Here is a 20,365-nt window from a genome sequence, read left to right as displayed (position 1 = left end):
AATATAAAATATTTACTAGTTTTTGAATGGCCTTGAAAATAGATGCTCTATTAAACTACTTAAGCTATCATTCTTGTAATCGTCAATACCTATTTCAATTACCTTTCCATCGTCAACACCGTCAATAATTCTAATCTCAATCGTATTTTCTTTACCAAATATTTCTAGATGTATTAGCCCTTTGCTAGCCCTTAGATTCTTTGCATTGTAGTCAACCATTTGTTTAAAATATTCTCTGAATTTGGCAATCTGTACCGAATCTTTGATAGTTACAAGGGTATCATCGTTTCTGATTGTAATACTATCAATACTATTTGCTTCCAACAATGTTTTAGGTATTTGATTAGGATGTTTAAATAAAAGCCAAACCAATAGAAAGCTAAAAGAAATCACTGCAAATCTGATGAGTTTTACTTGGCCGTTTGCCATGTCGTAATGATTTTTACATGCTTAATACATTTACAACCGCTGAAACATTCTATCCAAATAATCCTCTTTAAACTCTACATAGGTAGGGCTGCCTGTGGGCGTAACGTTGGGTGTATTGCAGGTAAATAGTTCTTCTACTAGTGCAACCATTTCTTTTGGCTGTAAGGTTTGCCCGCTTTTAATGGCTTGCTGCCTAGCCATGCAACGCACTAGCTTTTCTCGCTTGCTAAACTTAATGTCGCTGCTAAAATGTTTAAACTGCTCTATCAACAACTCTAAGCTGTGTTTCTCATTACCATGCATCACATCGGCTGGTGTACCTTGAATAACAAACGTATTATTACCAAACGGTTCTATCAAGTAGCCAATCATTTGTAGTTCTGGTAAAATTTCTTGTAGCAAAGCCGCATCGCTAGGTACTAGTTCTAGACTTACAGGAAACATACTTTTTTGCGTAGCCATTTGTGTGCCATGTGCGGCTACACTGTATTTTTCGTACAAAATACGCTCATGTGCTAGCTGCTGATGTACCAATACAAAACCATTTTGCGTAGCTGCAATAATGTAGGTATTGTGCAATTGCAAGCAATGCTGAATAGTATATGACGACTGATGTGTAGTCAGTTGGCTACCAGTTGCAGGTTGCTGGTTGCTTGCTACAAGTGATTGAAAAGGTTTCTCATATTCAAAGTACATTTCCTCAGAGCTACCACTTAATAATTCCCCTTTAGGGGCTAGGGGTTCAAAAAACTCTTTCCAACTCTTCAACTCGTTTTTGTTGGTAGGTTCTATCGCATGTGCCTGGTTGCGTTGTGTAAAGGTTTTAAACAGGTTAGATGATGCCGCATTGTCTTGCTCATTATTGGTAAATGGCTTGCTAATGGCATCTAAACCTTGTATGTCTGCATTCAGTGTAAAGTCAAGCGAAGGCGCAATACTAAACTGTGCCAATGCATGTTTTACAGCCGCTTGCACAAAAGCATACACTATTTTCTCGTCTTCAAATTTTATCTCTTGCTTAGTAGGGTGAACGTTGATGTCTACCACACTTGGGTCTAAATCTATAAACAACACATAACTCGGAAAGCTATCTTTTGCAATCATTTCGTTGAAAGCTGTGTTGATAGCATGGTTCAGGTACGAGCTTTTGATAAAGCGATTATTCACAAAAAAGTATTGGTCACCACGAGTTTTTTTAGCTGTTTCAGGCTTGCCCACAAAGCCATACACGTTCATGTAATCCATTTCTTCTTTTACGCTCACAAGCTTGGCCGAATAACCATTACCCAATATTTGTACAATACGCTGTTTTAGGTTGCCCGCTTCTAAGTGAAACACCTGCTGACCATTGCTAGTAAGCGAGAAAAAGATATGTGGAAAAGCCATGGCCACACGAATAAACTCGTCAATAATATGACGCATTTCAGCAGCATTACTTTTTAAAAAATTACGCCTAGCAGGTACACTAAAAAACAGGTTTTTCATGCTAATGCTAGTACCAATAGGGTAGGCGCAAGGTTCTTGCTTAAGCACCACACTATTCTCTATTTCTATATAAGCGCCTAGTTCGTCTTCAGCACGGCGCGTTTTTAGTTCTACTTGCGCTACTGCTGCTATACTAGCCAAAGCCTCGCCACGAAAGCCCATGGTTTTTATACGAAACAAATCATCAATAGCCCGAATTTTACTGGTTGCATGGCGTTCAAATGCCATTCTAGCATCGGTTTCGCTCATGCCCTTGCCATTGTCTATTACTTGCAGCAAGGTTTTACCAGCATCTACAATTATCAGTTTTATTTCCGTAGCGCCAGCGTCTACAGCGTTTTCTAGCAGCTCTTTTACAGCACTAGCCGGCCGCTGAATCACTTCGCCAGCCGCTATTTGGTTTGCAATATTATCAGGTAATAATTGAATGATATCAGCCACTACAATCTCTTTATTTAGAACGGGCGAAGGTAAAACTATTGTAACAGAAATACTTTGGAATATCTTTAAGCCAATAAAATGCTATTCGATGAAAAGATGTTGGATTGAGATAAGCTTATTAATGCTTGGCAACGCATTAGTAGCCCAAAAGAAACCAGACGAAATACCTTTACTAAAGTATTTACAAGCCAATTTTGATTCTACGTAATAATTCATATTACAGTAATTTGCACTACGAACCTAATTATAGTATAGTATGTAAAAACGATAAAGAAGGACTTGCTTATTTTACTTATTAAAATCCATTTACTAACTTTTCTGCTAGGGCATACCCAAAAGAATTAGTCGATAAGTTTATCAATTTAGCTGTAAGTTCTAAGACAACGCCACCTGATACTAATCGTTATTTATTACCCGTATCGCAAATAGCTATTTATAAAAATGATTTGTGGCAAATCATACAAAAGAATGACTGCTGGCATATAAAGGACAGTAAAGAAGCTGAACAAGTAGGCTTTTGCAGATTTGAGATTTATGATGGGACAGAATATTCTTTCTATCTAATAACAAAACAAGGTATTAAAGAACTTTACTTATACGAACCTTTTTATTTTGAAGAACATTGCCCTGGTAACAAAGAGCGAAAGTTGAATATTAATATTATCAACTCTTTTGCTAAATCATTTAAATAGTTGCCATTTCAACCAATATTCAACACTAATACAGCCAAATAGAAGTTTTATATTCGGTAAAAAAATAATATAAATTATAGAAAACTAGTTGCTATTCTGCTTGCTTTTTGATAGATGCGCCGCCGCTAGTGCTTACGTTGCTGATGTTGGCTTCGCCTTTGTAATAAATGGTGGCTGCACCGCTTGCTTCTGCTTTAAAATCTTTCGTAGCTGTTATGCGAATATTGGCAGCACCACTTGCTTCGGCACGACAGTTTTCTACCTTTAAATCGTAGCCTTTGATCTTAGAGGCGCCACTTGCTTCTATATACGTTTTTTCGGCCTTGCCGCTAATGCGCATGTTAGAGGCGCCGCTTACGCCAATGGTTAAGTTGCCTATTGCTACCTCGCCTTTAAAGTCGCTAGCGCCAGATAAATCTAGCTTTAAAGTGGCTACTTTTATAATATCTACCACTATTACGTTGCAAGCACCTGTGGCTTCTACATGTTTTAAATCTTTAAAACTTACATAGGCTTTGGTTTTGGTGTTGCCCCAGTTTTTCCAGCTACCGCCTTTATTGTCTGCGTAAATATGTAGCACACCATTGGTTACTTCGGTTTTAATGCGGCTTTTGGCTTCGTCGTTAGAAGCGCTTACAGCCACGCCTTCATCGTTGCTTTGCGATAGGTATAAATCGATAGCGCCACTTACTTCTACTGATGTAAAACTGCCTACGGTTCTTATTTCTGCATTGGCATCAAATACCAAATTTTTGGTTTGCTGTGCCTTTGTGGTAAAACTGGCTAGTGTAACTGCCAAGGTTAAGAATATATATTTCATACAAGGGTATTTTATAGTGTAACGGGCAAGGTAAAGATATGTTACAAAGCGAAAAAGATTTCACGCAAAGACCACAAAGGATTGATTTAGTACAGGTGTTCATAAGAACACAATGGAAAAATCCGCAGGATTTTATTGAACGATTTAAGTAAAAATCTGCGTTTTATTAGTACAAATCGGTGTTATCAGTGTTCCTATCCAATTTTTCCACTAGTTTCGCCGCACAATTCCTCGGGGTGCTGATGTTGATAGTGAGAGCTCCACTAGCAAATAGGCTGAGATAACACCCGTAGAACCTGAACAGGGTAATGCCTGCGAAGGGAAGGCGTACTTCTTTTATTTATTGCGTTCTGTCCTCAAGCACAATTATTTTTCCTGTTCCTCATTTTTTTCAAACTTTTAAAACAAAAAGCAATGAAACATTTGTTGGGAACAATGGCTGGTACAATCATCAGTCTTTCCGCACTGTCACAAACACAAAAGGTTAATTTTTCGGGTAAAATTGTAGATGCTGCTACCAAGCAACCTATTGCATCGGCCACGGTAAAGCTAGGCAATACTGCTATTGTTGCAGACGTAAACGGTAATTTCAGCTTCGCAAAAGTTGCTGTAGGTAATTATGACTTGCAAGTAACAAGCGTAGGCTATGTAGAAGCGGCGCAAAAAGTAAGTGTGGGTAAAGCTGCATCTGCTATTACCATAGAGCTAAAAGCTAGTGCTTTGTACTTGCAACCGCTAGAAGTAAAATCGCTACGTGCTGGCGATAGAGCACCATTTACCAAAACCAATATTGGTAAAGAAGATATTGCTAAAACGAATCTTGGGCAAGACATTCCTTTTTTACTGAACCAAACACCTTCTACCGTAATTAATTCAGATGCAGGTAATGGTGTAGGCTATACCAATATTTACATTCGTGGTGTAGATTTAACGAGAATTAATGTAACGCTTAACGGTATACCTTACAACGATGCTGAAAGCCAAGGTACTTATTGGGTAGATATTCCTGATATGGCTTCATCTTTAAACTCAATACAAATACAGCGTGGTGTGGGTACATCATCTAATGGTACGGGTGCTTTTGGCGCTACCATTAACCTACAAACCAATGAATTTATAGAAAAGGCTTACGCTGAAAGTAATAACAGCTATGGTAGCTTTAATACTTGGAAAAATACATTGAAAGCTGGTACAGGATTAATAGATGGCCACTTTACCGTAGATGCAAGGTTTAGTAGAATTAATAGCGATGGCTTTATCGATCGTTCTGCAAGTAACTTGCAATCGTTCAGTTTATCGGCGGCATATTTTACCAAAAAATCATCGCTGCGTTTTAATATTTTCTCTGGTAAAGAAAAAACCTACCAAGCTTGGAACGGTGTGCCAGACTATATTTTACCAACCAACAGAACATACAACGAATTTACCTACGATAACCAAACAGATAACTATCAGCAAAACCACTATCAGTTGTTTTTTAACCATCAGTTTAATAGCAACTTAAGCTTTAACACTGCCGTATTTTTCACACCGGGTAAAGGTTATTACGAAGAGTTTAGAGCCAATAACAAATATTCAGATTATGGCTTGCCAAATGTGGTAGTTGGCGCTACAACTATTACAAGAACAGACTTAGTACGTCAGTTATATTTAGATAACAAGTTTTATGGGCAAATAGCTTCTTTGCAATACAAAAAAGATAAGCATCAACTAATTGTTGGTGGCGGCTGGAGCACTTATGAAGGTGGTCATTATGGCAATATTATTTGGGCAAAAAATGGTGGTGTAAATAAAGACTATCAATGGTATAATACACCTGCTTTAAAAACAGATGTGAATGCGTATGCAAAATGGCAATACCAATTTGCAAAACACTTTGAATTGTTTACCGACTTGCAGTACAAACATGTAAAACATACCATGAATGGTTTTAGAAAAAATCCAACACTACGTGTAGATAGAGCATTTGATTTTGTAAATCCTAAACTTGGTATTAGCTACGCCAATAAAGGCTGGCAAGTATATGCTAGCTACGCTATGGCCAATAAAGAGCCTAATAGAGACGACTTTGAGGCAGGTGTAACCACACAGCCAAAAGCAGAGAAATTGAATGATTTTGAATTAGGTATAGAAAAGAAGGGTGCAGCATTTAGCTATGGTGCTACCTTGTATTACATGAGCTATAAAGACCAACTTGTATTGACTGGTAAAATAAATGATGTAGGTGCTTACACAAGAACCAATGTACCAAATAGCTATCGCTTGGGTATAGAGTTACAAGCTGGATATATATTTACCAATTGGTTAAATGCTAGCGGTAACATTACACTAAGCAAAAACAAGATTAAAAACTTTACAGAATACCTAGATGCTTACGATGCAGGTTTTAATTATTTAGGTCAAAATGCAGTAGCACATACCAATACTAATATTGCATTCTCACCATCAGTTATTTCTGGTGTAACTGTAAATGTGTTACCTGTAAAAAATGTTACTGTTACGTTGCTTAGCAAATATGTAGGTAAGCAATATTTAGACAATGCTGAATCTGATAACAGAATACTTGGCTCATTTTTTACGCAAGATGCTAGAGTAAGTTATACTTTGAAAAACAAGCTGTTTAAAGAGTGGAATTTTATAGCGCAGGTAAATAATATTTTCAACCGTTTATACGAGCCTAATGGCTACACGTACAGCTATTTTGTAGGTAGTGCTGTTAGTTCAGATAATGTTTATTACCCTATGGCAGGCACTAATTTTATGTTGGGTGTAAATATTAAATTCTAAGTCACGAATTAAAGATGCAATTACACAAATTGCACGAGTATTTTAAGCAAACAAAAACGCCAACCAGTAAAATGGTTGGCGTTTTTATTATATTTCGTTTCACTATTCACAATTGACTATTCACTTCTCACTACTTTATTTTCTCTTGCCAGTCTAGCACGCCACCAACCACGTTTACAGTATTGGTAAAGCCCATTTGCTCTAGTAACATACAAGCCATCATGCTACGTTTACCACTACGGCAGTTAATGATTACTTCTTCGTTACGTAAGTGTTCAATGTCTTCTATTTGCATGCTTTGTATTTTTCCCAAAGGAAACAATGGTGCACCAAAGTTAAATTCAGCGTATTCGCTTGGCTCACGTACATCTAGTAAGTTTAATTTCTCGCCAGCATCCATTCTGGCTTTCAACTGTTCTACAGAAATCTCAGTCATAATTTAGTTGGTTTTAGTGGTGTCTTTAATAGGTGCAGTGGTACTTATGTAAATATCCATTGTAGCACCAGCTCTTATTTTATTAGGCGTTTTTTCGCCCGGTACTAATTCGGTTGATGGTTCTGGGTTTTGCTTTACTACAAATGCATTTAGCGAATCGGTAATACTACCTGTAGCTACTAGCGACCCTGTACTTAAGCCCATTGAACTCAATAAACTTTGTGCTTGCGATAAGGTTAAGCCTACTAAATCTGGCACTTCAAATTCGGTGCTACCAACACCACTACCAAGTACAAAACTGATGGTACTACCAAGTGGTATTTTAGTGCCTGGTTTTATTACCGCATTTTGAAACAATTGTTCTAGTACAGCATTACGAGCAAAGTCGGCACGATACGTTGTATCACCCATTTTTAAGCCCATACTTTGTAAATACAATTCAGCGCTTTTGTACGAATAGCCTACAAGACTAGGCATATCTATTAATGGTGGTACAGCACGGTTAATAGATAAGAAAATGGTTCTACCATGTTTCACCATCGCATCGCCTTCTGGTATTTGCTTGGTAATGGTAAGGCCGGGTACTTCTGTGGTAAATACACTATCAGTAATTTCTACTCTAAAGCCTTTGGCTTCAAGGGCGGTTTTAGCTGCGTAAATATTTTGCCCTACAATATCTGGTACTTTCTCGTATTTGTTATGTCCTGTTATCCAACCAAGCGAGGCAAAAAAGCCAAGCACCAATACTATTAGCAATAACACGCCCACTACTATGTTTATCCAAAGTGGTTTATTGGTGATGAATTTAAACACGTTGATAGTTTGTTTATTAAAAAAATTATTACACGAATTAAAGCTAATGTCACGAATTACACGAATTACACGAATTTGTCACTATTACTTGCGATAATCGACTTACGATTCACGCTTCTAATAAGCAAACGCTTCTTCAATTACAGCCGTATAAAAGTCTTTCAAGGTCCACCCCATAGCTTTTACTTGCTGTGGTATTATGCTCGCTTCACTTTGCCCCGGTACCGTATTCACTTCTAGCATATACGGTTCACCAGTTGCTTCGTTCAATATAAAATCTATACGCACCACACCTCTACAGTTTAGTACTTCGTAAGCCCTTTTTGCAGCTTGGCGAATTTTATTAGCATACACATCATCTAGCACGGCGGGTGTAATTTCTTCGCTCAAGCCCTGATATTTTGCTTCAAAATCAAAGAATTCTTTTTTGGTAATTACCTCTGTCATTGGCAGCGTAATTATTTGCCCTTTGGTTTTAAAAACGCCAATGGTAAATTCTCTACCTTTTATAAATTCTTCTACTAAAATCTGATTATCTTCTTTAAAAGCCTTGTCTAGTGCTGCTTGTAGCTCGTTTGCCTCGTTTACTTTACTCATACCAATACTGCTACCGCCATTGTTTGGCTTCACAAATACTGGTAAGTTGAGTTGTTGCAATACCGCTTCAGGTGCTACAGGTGTGTGCTTAAAAATATGCAAACTCTTAGCAACATTTATGCCACCAAATGCAGCCACAGCAACTGTGTAGCGTTTATTAAATGTTAATGCCGATGTCGCCGCATCGCAACTTGTGTATGGCAAGCCAAGCATATCAAAATAGCCTTGTAGTTTGCCATCTTCACCAGGTGTACCATGAATGCACAACAACACTGCATCAAAACTTATTTTTTCGCCACCAACTTCTATCGAAAAATCTGTTCTGTCGACCGTCGACCGTTGACCGTCGACTGCTTCAAACCACCAACCGCTCTCGTTTATATCTATTTTATACCAATCAAACTTATCTGTATCAATATTATTACCTACCGTAATAGCGCTTTTATAACTAATTACCGCCTCGCCACTTAAGCCGCCTGTAACCAGTGCAATCTTTTTCTTCATAACTTTTTTCCGATTGATGCCAAATATATAACTATGATTAGAATGCTGTGTTTAAAAGCCGTTAATGTGTTGTAAGATATTTATGTTACCAACTTTTGTACTACTATTTAGCATCGTTGCGTCCTTTTGTACTTTCAGTTCTTTATGCAGCTTTTGTCGTAGCGTAAAATTAAACACATAGGTTCATAGATAAACAAAGGGCACATAGTAATTGACTATGTACCCTTTGTTTGTCGTTCTTATGTAAAAATTCGCTTCATCCGTTCAAATCCGTAACATCAGTGTTCCTATTTTTTTAAGGCACAATATTGATCATTCTGTTTTTTACAAAGATGATTTTTTTAGGTGCTTTACCTTCAAGCCATTTTTGTACCGTGTCATTTGCCAATACAATTTCTTCTACGGCTGCTTGTTCTACATCTAATGCAATGGTAATATTCGCACGTACTTTACCATTAATACTTACCGGATAATCTTTACTGCTTTCTGCTACATACTTAGCTTCAAATTTTGGATAAGCCGCATCAATAATTAAGGTTGTATTGCCTAAAGCACTCCATAATTCTTCTGCAATATGTGGTGCATAAGGTGTAAGCAATATTAATACAGGTTCTAGAATAGCACGTTTGTTACATTTTGCATCGCTTAGGTCATTTACACAAACCATAAATGCAGATACGGCTGTATTAAAGCTAAAACGCTCTGTATCGCTTTCAATTTTTTGAATGGTTCTGTGTAAAATTTTTAACTCTTCAGCCGTTGGTTCGTTTTCGTTCCAAACCTTACCTTTTATATCATCAAAAAATAAGCGCCATAGTTTCTTTAAAAAGCGATGCACGCCTTCAATACCTTTTGTGTCCCAAGGTTTACTTTGGTCTACTGGACCTAAAAACATCTCGTACATTCTAAAAGTATCTGCACCGAATTTTTCTATTATATCATTGGGATTAACAACATTCAACTTAGACTTAGACATCTTTTCAACTTCACGGGAACAAATAAATGTTCCTGAGGCGGATAAAAAATCACTATTTGAGTATCGAGCATCTTCCTGCTTTAATCTTTCATAGTCAAGTTCATTTTTTGTATTAACATAGTCGATAGGAACTCTCATTTTGAAAACTGTAAAAGCCATTGGAAAAGGCGATAATTCAAATTTACCCTCTAATCCTAGTTCTTTTATTTCTTGATTTAAAGTACCAATGAAATATTGGATTATTTGATTCCTAATTGCCATGTGTTTCTTTTCATCCTCATTATCAATTTTAAAGTATGATTTTTTAATATAATCAATTAAATCCGACGATATATATTTATCCTTTATAATTGAATACTTTTCTTTTAAATAAATCAAATTTACCTCGTCATCTTCTGTGATTGTAGCTTGAATATTTTTTACAAAAGTCACACCTAACATATTAACAAATGCACTCTCACCAGTAATCATCCCCTGATTTAATAACTTCTTAAATGGTTCATCAAAACCAATAAAACCTAGGTCGTACAAGGCTTTCGTCCACATACGGCTGTACAATAAATGCCCTACAGCATGTTCTGTACCACCAATGTATAAGTCTACTTGATTCCAATAATCCGTGGCTTGTCTGCTGGCAAATGTTTCAGTATTGTGAGGATCCATATAACGCAAGAAATACCAAGAAGAACCAGCATAACCAGGCATCGTATTGGTCTCTAATTCTTTCGCCACCCATTCAGGTATATTGGCTAAAGGACCTTCACCTTCTTGGCCTGGCGAGTAAGAATCTACTTTTGGTAATTCTAAAGGCAATTCGGTTTCTGCTAAAGGAAATGCTGTACCATCTTTCCATTGAATAGGAAAAGGTTCGCCCCAATAACGCTGACGGCTAAACGCAGCATCACGCATTTTAAAATTGGTTTTGCGTGTACCAATACCCATTTCTTCTAGCTTGGTAATCACCACATCTATCGCATCACGCAATACCATACCGTTTAAAAAGCCACTATTGGTTAAAATAGCGTCTTTAGTAGGGTTGGGTTCTTCACCATTAAACGCATCACCTAAAATATTGGTGATAGGAATATTAAAGTGTTTGGCAAATTTAAAGTCACGCTCATCACCACAAGGCACGGCCATAATAGCGCCTGTACCATAACCAGCCAATACATATTCGCTTATCCAGATAGGAATTTCACGACCATCAAATGGGTTAATTGCATAAGCACCAGTGAACACACCACTTATTTTTTTCTCTGCCTGACGTTCTCTATCGCTACGACTTTTTACATAAGTCAAATAGTCCTCAACCGCTTGTTGTTGCTCAGCACTTACCACCTCAGGTATCCATTCTAGCTCTGGTGCAATTACCATAAAGTCAACACCAAAAATGGTATCGGGGCGAGTTGTATATACCGTTAATCGAGAATCGTTATTCGCAAGTTCACTACCGTTATTCGATTTACGACTAGCGATGTTAAACGTTATTTCTGCCCCATAACTTTTACCAATCCAGTTGGTTTGCATTTCCTTCATGGCATCACTAAAGTCTACTGTTTGCAAGCCTTCAAGCAAGCGGTCAGCATATTCTGTAATGCGCAAATACCACTGACGCAATTTCTTTTTTACCACAGGATGACCACCACGTTCGCTTACACCATTTACCACTTCATCATTTGCCAATACGGTGCCTAAAGCCTCGCACCAGTTTACCTCGCCATAGCCACAATACGCCAAGCGAAATTCCATTAAAATAGCTTGTTTGGTTTTCTCGTCAAACGCTTGCCATTCGGCAGCAGAAAAACTGTTGACCGTTGACCGTTGACCATCGACCGCTTTAGAGCCCTCTTTCTCAAAAGCACTAATTAGCGTAGTAATTGGTTCTGCTTTTTTACTAGCACGGTTAAACCAGCTATTAAATAATTGTAGAAAAATCCACTGCGTCCATTTGTAATATTCTGGTTTAGACGTATTTACTTCTCTGTCCCAATCGTAGCTGAAACCAATTTTATCAAGTTGCGCTCTAAAATTATTGATGTTATTAGCAGTAGAAATTTCTGGGTGAATACCATGCTCAATCGCATATTGTTCTGCCGGCAAGCCAAAGGCATCGTAACCCATAGGATGCAATACATTGAAGCCTTTTAACCTTTTGTAACGGCTATAAATATCGCTAGAAATGTAGCCTAATGGATGGCCCACATGCAAGCCTGCACCACTTGGGTAAGGAAACATATCTAACACATAGCACTTAGGCCTATCACTAATATTACTCACTTTATAGGCCTGCTTATCTGCCCATACATCTTGCCACTTTTTCTCTATTTCTCTAAATTTATATTCCATGTGCCCTAGCCCTAACGGGAAATTTTGATGTTTTATATTTACTAATTAACACTACGCATAGATAAAAGCTGAATGAAGTATCTAACCGATGCAGTAGGTACTTCGTAAACTCAGTATGAACTTGCAACAACTGTTTAATAGTACACAACTGCTGGTTACATAAAAAAACTAACAAAACTTTATAGCAGTTTAATTAGCAATACACATACTTTAGCAACTACCAAATGCGTTATAATGGTTGCAAATGTATGTGTTTGGCTACATTTGCAGCCCCCATCCAAACCTTCCCCCAAAAGGGGAAGACCAAAAATTGAAAATATGGCAGCAGCAGGCAAAGGCGGTTTAAAACGTAGTAAACCCAATTACATTTACAGCATTGTGGGTGTAAGTTTGGTATTATTAATTATGGGTATTATGGGTTGGTTTTTCTTAAATTTTAAGCAAGTGGCCAACAATTTTAAAGAAGACATTCGCTTAAGTGCCTATTTGCGTACGCAAAACAAAGATACCATTGCGCAAATTCAACAATATATTGCTGCGCAGCCTTTTGCTAAAAACGTGACTTACGTAAATAAAGAAACGGCTAAAGAAATTTGGAACAAGGAAAATAATGAGGATTGGGCGAAGATTTTAGACGTGAACCCATTGCCTGAAAGCATAGATTTTTATGCAAAGTCTGAGTATGTAAATGCTGATAGCTTAAAAAAAGTATCTAGCATGTTAATGGCTGCATATGGCAATCAAATTACCGAATTGCAATATCCACCTACATTAGTAACTAGCCTTAACGAGAAAGCTAGTAAAATAGGCTTGATATTTTTGGTAGTAGCTATTGTGCTGTGTGTGATTGTAATTTTTAGCATCGATAATACCATTCGCTTGGCCATGTTTAGCAACCGATTTTTAATTAAAACCATGCAAATGGTAGGCGCTACACGAGGTTTTATTGCAAAGCCAATGGATATAAAAGCGATAATTAATGGCTTAATTAGTTCTGCTATTGCCATTGTGTTGCTGTTCACCATGATTCAATGGGCTGAAAGTCAATTTCCTCAGTTGCGTGGTATTAGAAACACAGAATTAACATTAACGCTATTTGGCGGTATGACGCTGATAGGTGTTGGTATTTCGCTTTTGAGTACTCATAGAAGTGTTTTGAAATACTTAAAAATGAAATTGGACGATTTATATTAATTGGTCGATGGCCCACAGTCGATAGACGACAGTGAATGATAAAAGGTGAAAAAAATATTGACTATTGACTATTCACAATTGACTTCCTTATATTGCACTCTCTTTTAAACACACAATTATGGCTGAGACTAAAAAAACAACAACTGCTTTAGCACCGCTTTTTACAAAAGATAATTACTTATGGATGGGTATTGGTGCTGCAATTATTGCATTGGGTATGTTTTTAATGAGCGGTGGCAAAAATGCTGATCCTAAAGTTTTTGATTACAACGTTGTGTATAGCACTACACGTGTTACTGTAGCACCTATTTTAATCATCTTAGGCTTATTGGTAGAGATCTTCGCCATTTTTAAAAAATCAAAGTCTGAAGCATAATTTGACAATCTTATAATAGTAAAGCGATGTTTATCATCGCTTTTTTTGTTTCTTTACTTTATACAAAAATAACTAACCACACTTATGGACAAATTACAATCTATCATCATCGCAATTGTAGAAGGACTTACAGAGTTTTTACCAGTTTCTAGCACTGGACACATGATTATTACAAGCTCAATCATGGGTATTGAAAAAGATGAGTTTACCAAATTATTTGAGGTTGCAATTCAACTTGGTGCTATACTATCAGTAGTGATTTTATATTGGAAAAAGTTTTTCGATTTTTCAAAATGGCAATTTTATTTAAAATTGGCAGTAGCGGTAATACCAGCTTTAGTATTAGGTAAATTATTTTCTGATAAAATTGACGATTTATTAGAAAGTCCTACAACTGTTGCTGTGAGTTTATTAGTAGGCGGTATTGCGTTACTATTTGTAGATAAATTATTTAAAACACCTACAATTGCCGAGGAAAAAGACATTACTTTTAAAACAGGTTTTATTATTGGTATTTGGCAATGCATAGCGATGATACCTGGTGTAAGTAGAAGTGCTGCAAGTATTATAGGTGGTATGCAACAAAAGCTTACAAGAAACGTAGCGGCAGAATTTTCTTTCTTTTTGGCCGTACCAACTATGGCAGCGGCAACAGGTTATAAATTACTAAAAACCTTTACCACGCACCCTGAAATTTTAAAGAATAAAGACAACTTAATACTACTAGGTATTGGTAATGTAGTAGCATTTGTGGTGGCATTATTGGCTATTAAATTTTTTATTAGCTATTTGCAAAAACATGGTTTTAAACTATTTGGCTGGTACAGAATTATTGTTGGTATTGCTGTGTTATTATTAATTCAACAAGGCGTTATTAAATAAGTAAAACGTTAAAGGGTAAACGTGAAATAATAGCAACTTCTAATAAGGTATTTCACGTTTATCCTTTAACTACTAACCACTAACTATTCACGTATGAAAACTGCTTCTAAGAAAATTATTAATGGTTGGGCCATGTACGATTGGGCCAATAGTGTCTACAATCTAGTTATTACCTCAACTATGTTTCCTGCATATTTTGAAGCAGTAACTAAAAACGATGCTACGCACAACGAAGTACAATTTTTAGGCAGAAGCTACGTAAACACTGCTTTGTACAATTATGCATTGGGTTTTGCTTTCTTAATTGTGGCCATTATGAGCCCAATTCTATCATCAATTGCAGATTATAAAGGCAATAAAAAATCGTTCTTGCGTTTCTTCTGTACCATGGGTAGCGTCGCTTGCAGTGGCTTGTATTTTTTTAATGGGCATACTGTAACGCTAGGTATTATTTTGGTAATTATTGCATGCATTGGTTATTGGAGCAGCTTAGTATTTTACAATTCTTACTTGCCAGAAATTGCCGCAGAAGAAGACCAAGACCGTGTAAGTGCTAAAGGCTTTACCATGGGCTATATTGGTAGTGTGTTGCTGCAAATTGTGTGCTTTGTATTACTATTTAAAAAAGAGTTATTCGGTTTATCTACTGACGCTCAATCTTTACAAATTTCATTTTTATTAGTTGGTATTTGGTGGTTTGGCTTCGCACAAATTCCTTTAAAAGTATTGCCAAATGGCACGCCTGCTGCTGTAAGGCCAGAGCATAATATTGTAGCCAATGGTTTTATTGAATTAAAAAAAGTATTTGCACAAATAAAAAAACTACCTGTTTTAAAAAGATATTTAGCTGCCTTTTTCTGCTACAATATGGGTGTGCAAACCATTATGCTTGCAGCTACTTTGTATGGTAAAAGCGAATTGAATATCCCCGTAACCAACCTAATTGTTGCCATCTTATTAATACAATTGGTAGCTATTCCTGGCTCTTTGTTAATGTCTAAATTATCTGGCAAGTTTGGCAACTTACAAGTACTAGCAGGTGTGGTAGTTATTTGGATTATCTGTTGTGTTCTCGGTTATTTAGTACCTCGTAATGGTATCTATCAGTTTTACGGTTTGGCTACTGTAGTTGGTTTTGTAATGGGCGGTATTCAATCTTTAAGCCGTTCTACTTACGCCAAGCTAATGCCTGAAACCAAAGACACGACGTCGTTTTTTAGTTTTTACGATGTAACTGAAAAAATAGCGATTGTGATTGGTATGTTCAGCTACGGCTATATTACTGAGCTAGCAGGTGGCTCTCAACGCAATTCTATTTTAGCCCTAATGACCTTTTTTATTGTTGGTTTATTGCTATTAATTTATACCATCAAAGCAGAGAAAAAACATAAAGCGGTTGTTACACAATAATCAATCTCAAATTAGAAATTCCTAATTGCCACAATGAAACTCTACTCTATCAACGCAGGTTATTTTAAGCTAGATGGCGGTGCTATGTTTGGTGTAGTGCCTAAAAGTATTTGGAACAAACTAAACCCTGCCGATGACAATAACATGTGTAGCTGGGCTTTGCGTTGTTTATTGATAGAAGATGAAGGCAAACTAATTTTGGTAGATACTGGCATGGGTGACAAACAAGATGCGAAGTTTTTTTCACATTACTACATGTTTGGTAATGACACGTTGGATAGTTCTTTAGCAAAGTATGGGTTTACCAAAGAAGATGTTACCGATGTAGTATTCACGCACTTACATTTTGATCACTGTGGTGGTGCTATTGTAAGTTATGGTGACCAATTAGTATCAGCATTTAAGAACGCCAATTTCTGGTGCAATCAACGCCATTGGTTGTGGGCTACACAGCCTAATGCAAGAGAAAAAGCCTCCTTCCTAAAAGAGAATATTTTACCAATAGAAGCAAGTGGCAAACTACAATTTGTACCAATGCCTTCAGATAATTGGCAAAACTTAGATGGCAAACAATTATTACTCAATATTCCTTCAGGTATTACTAGCAATATCAGCTATCGCATAGCCAATGGTCATACCGATGCAATGATGCTACCACAGTTAACTTACAAAGGTCACACGATTGTGTACATGGCAGATTTATTGCCTTCTACCGCACACATACCTTTGCCTTATGTAATGGGTTACGATATGTTTCCACTCACTACCCTGCAAGAAAAAACAAGCTTTCTGCAAGAAGCAGTTGACAATAATTACATCCTCTTTTTTGAACACGACCCTGTAAACGAATGCTGTACTTTACAGCAAACAGAAAAGGGCATTAGAGTAAAAGCAACTTTTAGATTAGATGAAATATAAAACAATTACGGCCCGCATTCTGCGAGCCGTAATTATAACAAATACTATTCTTCGTATCCTTTGTCTTCTTAGTTCCTTTGTGTGAAATAATTACAATTTTTCCATCTCTACACTCACAAATTCCATCAAAGTTTTGATGTGATTAGGCGATAAATCAAATTGTAATCCTGCCGCTTCATACAAGGCAGGCAAGGTTTTAGTACCACCTAAGCTTAGTGCATTAATATAGTTTTGCAATGCCTGTTGCGGATTGGCTTGGTATTGCATCCATAAACCTATTGCGCCTAGCTGCGCAATACCATATTCAATATAGTAAAACGGCACTTCAAATAAATGCAACTGACGCTGCCAAGCAATGGCTCTGTACATATCTAAGCCAGTAAAATCAATACTCTTGGTAGAAAACTCATTTAAAATTGCCGTCCAAGTTTCGGTTCTTTCAGCCACAGTATGCGTTGGGTTTTCATACACCCAATGTTGAAATTTATCTATAATGGCTATCCAAGGGAAAATCGTAATCGTTCTTTCCAATTGATGCTCTTTCGCTCTTTTTAAATCATCTGCATTATCAAAAAAGCTTTCCCAATGGTTCATGCTAAATAGTTCCATAGCCATGCTTGCTACTTCTGCTATTTCCATCGGATATTCTTTAAACGCACTTAACTCTAGCTCGTGTGCTAAAAACGAATGTATCGCATGACCACCTTCATGTACCATGGTCGTTACATCACTCATTTGCCCAGCAGCATTCATAAATATAAATGGTGCGCCACTTTCTGTTAGCGGACAATTATAACCACCCGGTGCTTTACCTTTCCTACTTTCTAGGTCAAAATGTTTTAGCTCGTCCATTTTGCGTAAGCAGTCAGCAAAAAACGGGTTCAACTGCTCAAAGCAAGTGATAGATTTGCTTAACAAATCTGAACCTGTGGTAAATGGTTTTAACGGTGTTACACCTTCTTGTTCGGCTTCAGTATCCCAAGGTCTTAGCGTAGCTAAACCAAGTTTGGCTTTCTTTTTAGCGTAAATGGTTTCAATTAATGGTAACACATGCAGCTTCACTGCCTCGTGAAAGTCAAAGCAATCTTCTTTGGTATAATCAAATCTGCCAAGTTCTACAAACTTATAATCACGATAATTAGCAAAACCAGCATTTACGGCTACTTGATGGCGTTTTGCTATCAACTGCGAGTACAATTCATGCATCGCATCTTGATCTTGCAGGCGGCGCTCTTGTATCTTGCGGAACACGCTTTCACGCAGGTTTCTATCATGACTTTCTAAAAATTTACTCGCTTGTTGCAGCGTGTATTCTTGGTCATTTACTTCCACCGTCATTTTACCAGCAATAGCACCGTACTGTTGCTGCATCACACTTAGTTCTGCCTGTAGCGGTATATTTTCTTCTCTAAATAAATCAATATTCTTTTTTACGCTGCGCAAATAAGTGAAGTATTGGTCTTTGTCTAGCTCAGCGGTAAATGGTGAGGCAATCAGTTTTTTGTTCAGCGCGTCTGCATAAGGTTGCAGCTTTGGCTGAATTTCCATACAGAAATAGGTAAACGCTTCTTCCAATGCCTTGTCGGTAGTATCGCAAGTCATTTTTATTTGGCGCCAGCAAGCATCTTCACTTACCACCGCTTCTACCTCGCTCATGTCTTTTAGCCATTGGTGTAGGTCTGCCACCGAAGCAATGTCTCTATCTAATAATTGTTTAAAATAAGGTTCTAAACTTTCCCAAGTTGTTACCGTAAAATCAGCAGGTAAAAAATGGCGTTCTAGTTTTTTAATATCCGCACTTAAGGTTTGCATCACTCTAAATTTTAGATGGCAAATGTAACGGTAATTAGGTGGATGATTTTTTGTAACCCCTTTATAACAACTAGATTACTTCATTGATATGTGGAATAATTAAAAGCAGGTTAGAAATGACTGTAAAGACTTCTCATAAGTAACCTGCTTTTGACTTAATTTTTGTTTTCAGGTCTGTAAACGGCACCAGTTGCAAAGTCTACAACTACTGGAATAAGTCCAAAACAAACATCAGCAACAAAGGCAACTACACGTAGTTTTCTTGCTGGTTGACCTGCAGTTGGCTTAGTTCTTTGGTAATCTGAAACCTTACCGCCTAAAATTGTAGCACAAGAGGTGCTAAAAAGTGTCATACTTACTAAAAGCATTGTTAGCAAGTTTTTTGAAAACATTCTTCTCATTTGGGTTTAGTTTTTTTGCCTACGTTGAAAAATTACAGCTTTCGGCTACGCTGTTGAGATTTTATTTATAAGGATTGTATTGGTAAATAAAAGACTTTTTTGAAAATTTTAATAATTATTTAGAGTTTTATTGAAAATCTTATTATTTGCTTAAACAATTCTTTTACTTCCCTTCATCCCCACTTTTATCATTCGGCTTTGATGTAGCTGCCAAAATATTCACTTTGGTAATTAAGGTATTAATATCTGCCATGCAGGTTTCGTAAAGGCTAATGTCTAGATTGTCTTCTTTAGCCGTGTTGTAGCGGCTTTGCAATAGGGTTATCAGTGCGCCATAGGCTGTTACAGCTTTTTTGCGTACGGCGGTAAATGTTTCTACTTGTTTATTACTGCTGTCTTCACTAATGCGGTTGCCATATTGTGTGCTGTAATTGTCATTTACCGCTTTAATAGCTGTAACCCAAGGCAAGCCATTAACCGCTATTACTGCTGCGTTACGTGATGGGTTGTTTAATAAACCATCAGTAATGTTGGTAAGAATAGTGGTTTCTGCAAGTTGTGTTTCTCTCGCAATATTGTTACTAAAGCCAGTAATGTATTGTAATAAACTAGCTGCATGTACTGCTACGGTAGCATCGGGATAATCTGTCATAGCGTGTAGATATGCTACAAAAGCGCTAATCAATACATCTCTTTTGTGGTCTAGTTCGTTTAAAATTTTGTTGAGTTGGTTGGCTTTTTCTTTGTCTAAAGCCGCTTGCAGGCTAGTAAAAATGGCCACTAAGGCATCTGCTACGTTTTTAATTTTCAGCTTGGTAGTATCGTACTTGGTAAGGATGGCTACCAATTGTTTTAAGAACTCAAAAAACTCTGTGCTAGAAAGTTGTCTGTCTTTTACGCTAATAATTTTCATGGTCGCTTATTTTTCACCGAATATAAAACACAAATAAATTATACCAAAGTGTTTTTATTAATTAACGCAAGTTGCTAGTTATAAAATAAGTGAGCATCGAAAAGAGTTTAAAAGTTACCACACTCATCAAACT

The 20,365-nt window shown here is 37.0% G+C and carries 17 protein-coding genes and 1 riboswitch; of the genes, 7 read left to right on the top strand and 10 right to left on the bottom strand.

Translation table 11 applies throughout. The features are described from left to right. Window positions 1-15: 15 nt before the first annotated feature. Window positions 16-429: a hypothetical protein gene (locus ACT9TX_RS14940; RefSeq protein ID WP_481339457.1), complete on the bottom strand. Its 414-nt coding sequence runs from the start codon at window positions 427-429 to the stop codon at window positions 16-18. Window positions 430-459: 30 nt separating this feature from the next. Beyond that, window positions 460-2,355, bottom strand: a complete 1,896-nt coding sequence (mutL, locus tag ACT9TX_RS14935) for a DNA mismatch repair endonuclease MutL (protein ID WP_481339456.1) — start codon at window positions 2,353-2,355, stop codon at window positions 460-462. A 446-nt stretch (window positions 2,356-2,801) separates the two neighbouring features. On the opposite strand from mutL, the gene ACT9TX_RS14930 reads away from it, so the two are divergent. Next, entirely contained in the window at window positions 2,802-3,047 is a 246-nt protein-coding gene (locus ACT9TX_RS14930) for a hypothetical protein (RefSeq protein ID WP_481339454.1), read from the top strand. A 91-nt stretch (window positions 3,048-3,138) separates the two neighbouring features. On the opposite strand, the gene ACT9TX_RS14925 is transcribed toward ACT9TX_RS14930, so the two are convergent. Beyond that, entirely contained in the window at window positions 3,139-3,867 is a 729-nt protein-coding gene (locus ACT9TX_RS14925; protein WP_481339452.1) for a head GIN domain-containing protein, read from the bottom strand. A 222-nt stretch (window positions 3,868-4,089) separates the two neighbouring features. Next, window positions 4,090-4,207, top strand: a riboswitch (TPP riboswitch). A gap of 74 nt (window positions 4,208-4,281) precedes the next feature. On the opposite strand from ACT9TX_RS14925, the gene ACT9TX_RS14920 reads away from it, so the two are divergent. Then, on the top strand, window positions 4,282-6,654 hold the full coding sequence (locus ACT9TX_RS14920; protein WP_481339451.1) for a TonB-dependent receptor: 2,373 nt from the start codon (window positions 4,282-4,284) through the stop codon (window positions 6,652-6,654). Window positions 6,655-6,784: 130 nt separating this feature from the next. Here ACT9TX_RS14920 and ACT9TX_RS14915 read toward each other — a convergent pair whose 3' ends face one another. The 4 genes from ACT9TX_RS14915 to ACT9TX_RS14900 all read right to left on the bottom strand — a co-directional run bounded on the left by ACT9TX_RS14915 (window position 6,785) and on the right by ACT9TX_RS14900 (window position 12,326). Continuing rightward, window positions 6,785-7,090: a rhodanese-like domain-containing protein gene (locus ACT9TX_RS14915; protein ID WP_481339449.1), complete on the bottom strand. Its 306-nt coding sequence runs from the start codon at window positions 7,088-7,090 to the stop codon at window positions 6,785-6,787. Window positions 7,091-7,093: 3 nt separating this feature from the next. Further along, the gene (locus ACT9TX_RS14910; RefSeq protein WP_481339448.1) at window positions 7,094-7,903 is read right to left on the bottom strand and encodes a PASTA domain-containing protein; all 810 of its coding nucleotides are present in this window, start codon (window positions 7,901-7,903) and stop codon (window positions 7,094-7,096) included. A 117-nt stretch (window positions 7,904-8,020) separates the two neighbouring features. Beyond that, window positions 8,021-9,004 (bottom strand): D-alanine--D-alanine ligase, encoded by a 984-nt coding sequence (locus ACT9TX_RS14905; protein WP_481339446.1) that lies wholly within the window; start codon window positions 9,002-9,004, stop codon window positions 8,021-8,023. A 295-nt stretch (window positions 9,005-9,299) separates the two neighbouring features. Then, window positions 9,300-12,326, bottom strand: a complete 3,027-nt coding sequence (locus tag ACT9TX_RS14900; protein ID WP_481339444.1) for a leucine--tRNA ligase — start codon at window positions 12,324-12,326, stop codon at window positions 9,300-9,302. Window positions 12,327-12,644: 318 nt separating this feature from the next. Here ACT9TX_RS14900 and ACT9TX_RS14895 point away from each other — a divergent pair, with 318 nt between their 5' ends. The 5 genes from ACT9TX_RS14895 (at window position 12,645) to ACT9TX_RS14875 (ending at window position 17,106) form a co-directional block, all read left to right on the top strand. Beyond that, window positions 12,645-13,520 carry a cell division protein FtsX gene (locus ACT9TX_RS14895; RefSeq protein ID WP_481339442.1) on the top strand — a complete coding sequence of 292 codons (876 nt, stop codon included), beginning with the start codon at window positions 12,645-12,647 and terminating at the stop codon, window positions 13,518-13,520. A gap of 118 nt (window positions 13,521-13,638) precedes the next feature. Then, the gene (locus ACT9TX_RS14890; protein ID WP_481339440.1) at window positions 13,639-13,896 is read left to right on the top strand and encodes a DUF3098 domain-containing protein; all 258 of its coding nucleotides are present in this window, start codon (window positions 13,639-13,641) and stop codon (window positions 13,894-13,896) included. An 84-nt stretch (window positions 13,897-13,980) separates the two neighbouring features. Then, window positions 13,981-14,778, top strand: a complete 798-nt coding sequence (locus ACT9TX_RS14885) for an undecaprenyl-diphosphate phosphatase (protein WP_481339438.1) — start codon at window positions 13,981-13,983, stop codon at window positions 14,776-14,778. A 93-nt stretch (window positions 14,779-14,871) separates the two neighbouring features. Next, window positions 14,872-16,188: an MFS transporter gene (locus ACT9TX_RS14880; protein WP_481339437.1), complete on the top strand. Its 1,317-nt coding sequence runs from the start codon at window positions 14,872-14,874 to the stop codon at window positions 16,186-16,188. A gap of 33 nt (window positions 16,189-16,221) precedes the next feature. Further along, window positions 16,222-17,106, top strand: coding sequence for an MBL fold metallo-hydrolase (locus tag ACT9TX_RS14875; RefSeq protein WP_481339435.1), 885 nt, complete (start codon window positions 16,222-16,224; stop codon window positions 17,104-17,106). 90 nt (window positions 17,107-17,196) lie between these two features. Here ACT9TX_RS14875 and ACT9TX_RS14870 read toward each other — a convergent pair whose 3' ends face one another. From ACT9TX_RS14870 to ACT9TX_RS14860, 3 genes are all read right to left on the bottom strand, one after another. Further along, on the bottom strand, window positions 17,197-18,918 hold the full coding sequence (locus ACT9TX_RS14870; protein ID WP_481339434.1) for a M3 family oligoendopeptidase: 1,722 nt from the start codon (window positions 18,916-18,918) through the stop codon (window positions 17,197-17,199). Window positions 18,919-19,073: 155 nt separating this feature from the next. Further along, entirely contained in the window at window positions 19,074-19,319 is a 246-nt protein-coding gene (locus ACT9TX_RS14865; protein ID WP_481339432.1) for a hypothetical protein, read from the bottom strand. A gap of 163 nt (window positions 19,320-19,482) precedes the next feature. After that, window positions 19,483-20,232 carry a DUF6261 family protein gene (locus ACT9TX_RS14860; RefSeq protein WP_481339431.1) on the bottom strand — a complete coding sequence of 250 codons (750 nt, stop codon included), beginning with the start codon at window positions 20,230-20,232 and terminating at the stop codon, window positions 19,483-19,485. Window positions 20,233-20,365: the final 133 nt, after the last annotated feature.

The organism is Parasediminibacterium sp. HNIBRBA5674, from assembly GCF_056745525.1.
Note: the sequence above shows the minus strand (reverse complement) of the source record. Positions and strands in the feature narration are given on the sequence as shown.

Bases quoted from the DNA above. Each gene is read 5' to 3' on its own strand.
- ACT9TX_RS14940 (WP_481339457.1), bottom strand. From the start codon at position 429: ATGGCAAACGGCCAAGTAAAACTCATCAGATTTGCAGTGATTTCTTTT.
- ACT9TX_RS14925 (WP_481339452.1), bottom strand. From the start codon at position 3,867: ATGAAATATATATTCTTAACCTTGGCAGTTACACTAGCCAGTTTTACC.
- ACT9TX_RS14920 (WP_481339451.1), top strand. From the start codon at position 4,282: ATGAAACATTTGTTGGGAACAATGGCTGGTACAATCATCAGTCTTTCC.
- ACT9TX_RS14915 (WP_481339449.1), bottom strand. From the start codon at position 7,090: ATGACTGAGATTTCTGTAGAACAGTTGAAAGCCAGAATGGATGCTGGC.
- ACT9TX_RS14905 (WP_481339446.1), bottom strand. From the start codon at position 9,004: ATGAAGAAAAAGATTGCACTGGTTACAGGCGGCTTAAGTGGCGAGGCG.
- ACT9TX_RS14900 (WP_481339444.1), bottom strand. From the start codon at position 12,326: ATGGAATATAAATTTAGAGAAATAGAGAAAAAGTGGCAAGATGTATGG.
- ACT9TX_RS14895 (WP_481339442.1), top strand. From the start codon at position 12,645: ATGGCAGCAGCAGGCAAAGGCGGTTTAAAACGTAGTAAACCCAATTAC.
- ACT9TX_RS14890 (WP_481339440.1), top strand. From the start codon at position 13,639: ATGGCTGAGACTAAAAAAACAACAACTGCTTTAGCACCGCTTTTTACA.
- ACT9TX_RS14885 (WP_481339438.1), top strand. From the start codon at position 13,981: ATGGACAAATTACAATCTATCATCATCGCAATTGTAGAAGGACTTACA.
- ACT9TX_RS14880 (WP_481339437.1), top strand. From the start codon at position 14,872: ATGAAAACTGCTTCTAAGAAAATTATTAATGGTTGGGCCATGTACGAT.
- ACT9TX_RS14875 (WP_481339435.1), top strand. From the start codon at position 16,222: ATGAAACTCTACTCTATCAACGCAGGTTATTTTAAGCTAGATGGCGGT.
- ACT9TX_RS14870 (WP_481339434.1), bottom strand. From the start codon at position 18,918: ATGCAAACCTTAAGTGCGGATATTAAAAAACTAGAACGCCATTTTTTA.
- ACT9TX_RS14865 (WP_481339432.1), bottom strand. From the start codon at position 19,319: ATGAGAAGAATGTTTTCAAAAAACTTGCTAACAATGCTTTTAGTAAGT.
- ACT9TX_RS14860 (WP_481339431.1), bottom strand. From the start codon at position 20,232: ATGAAAATTATTAGCGTAAAAGACAGACAACTTTCTAGCACAGAGTTT.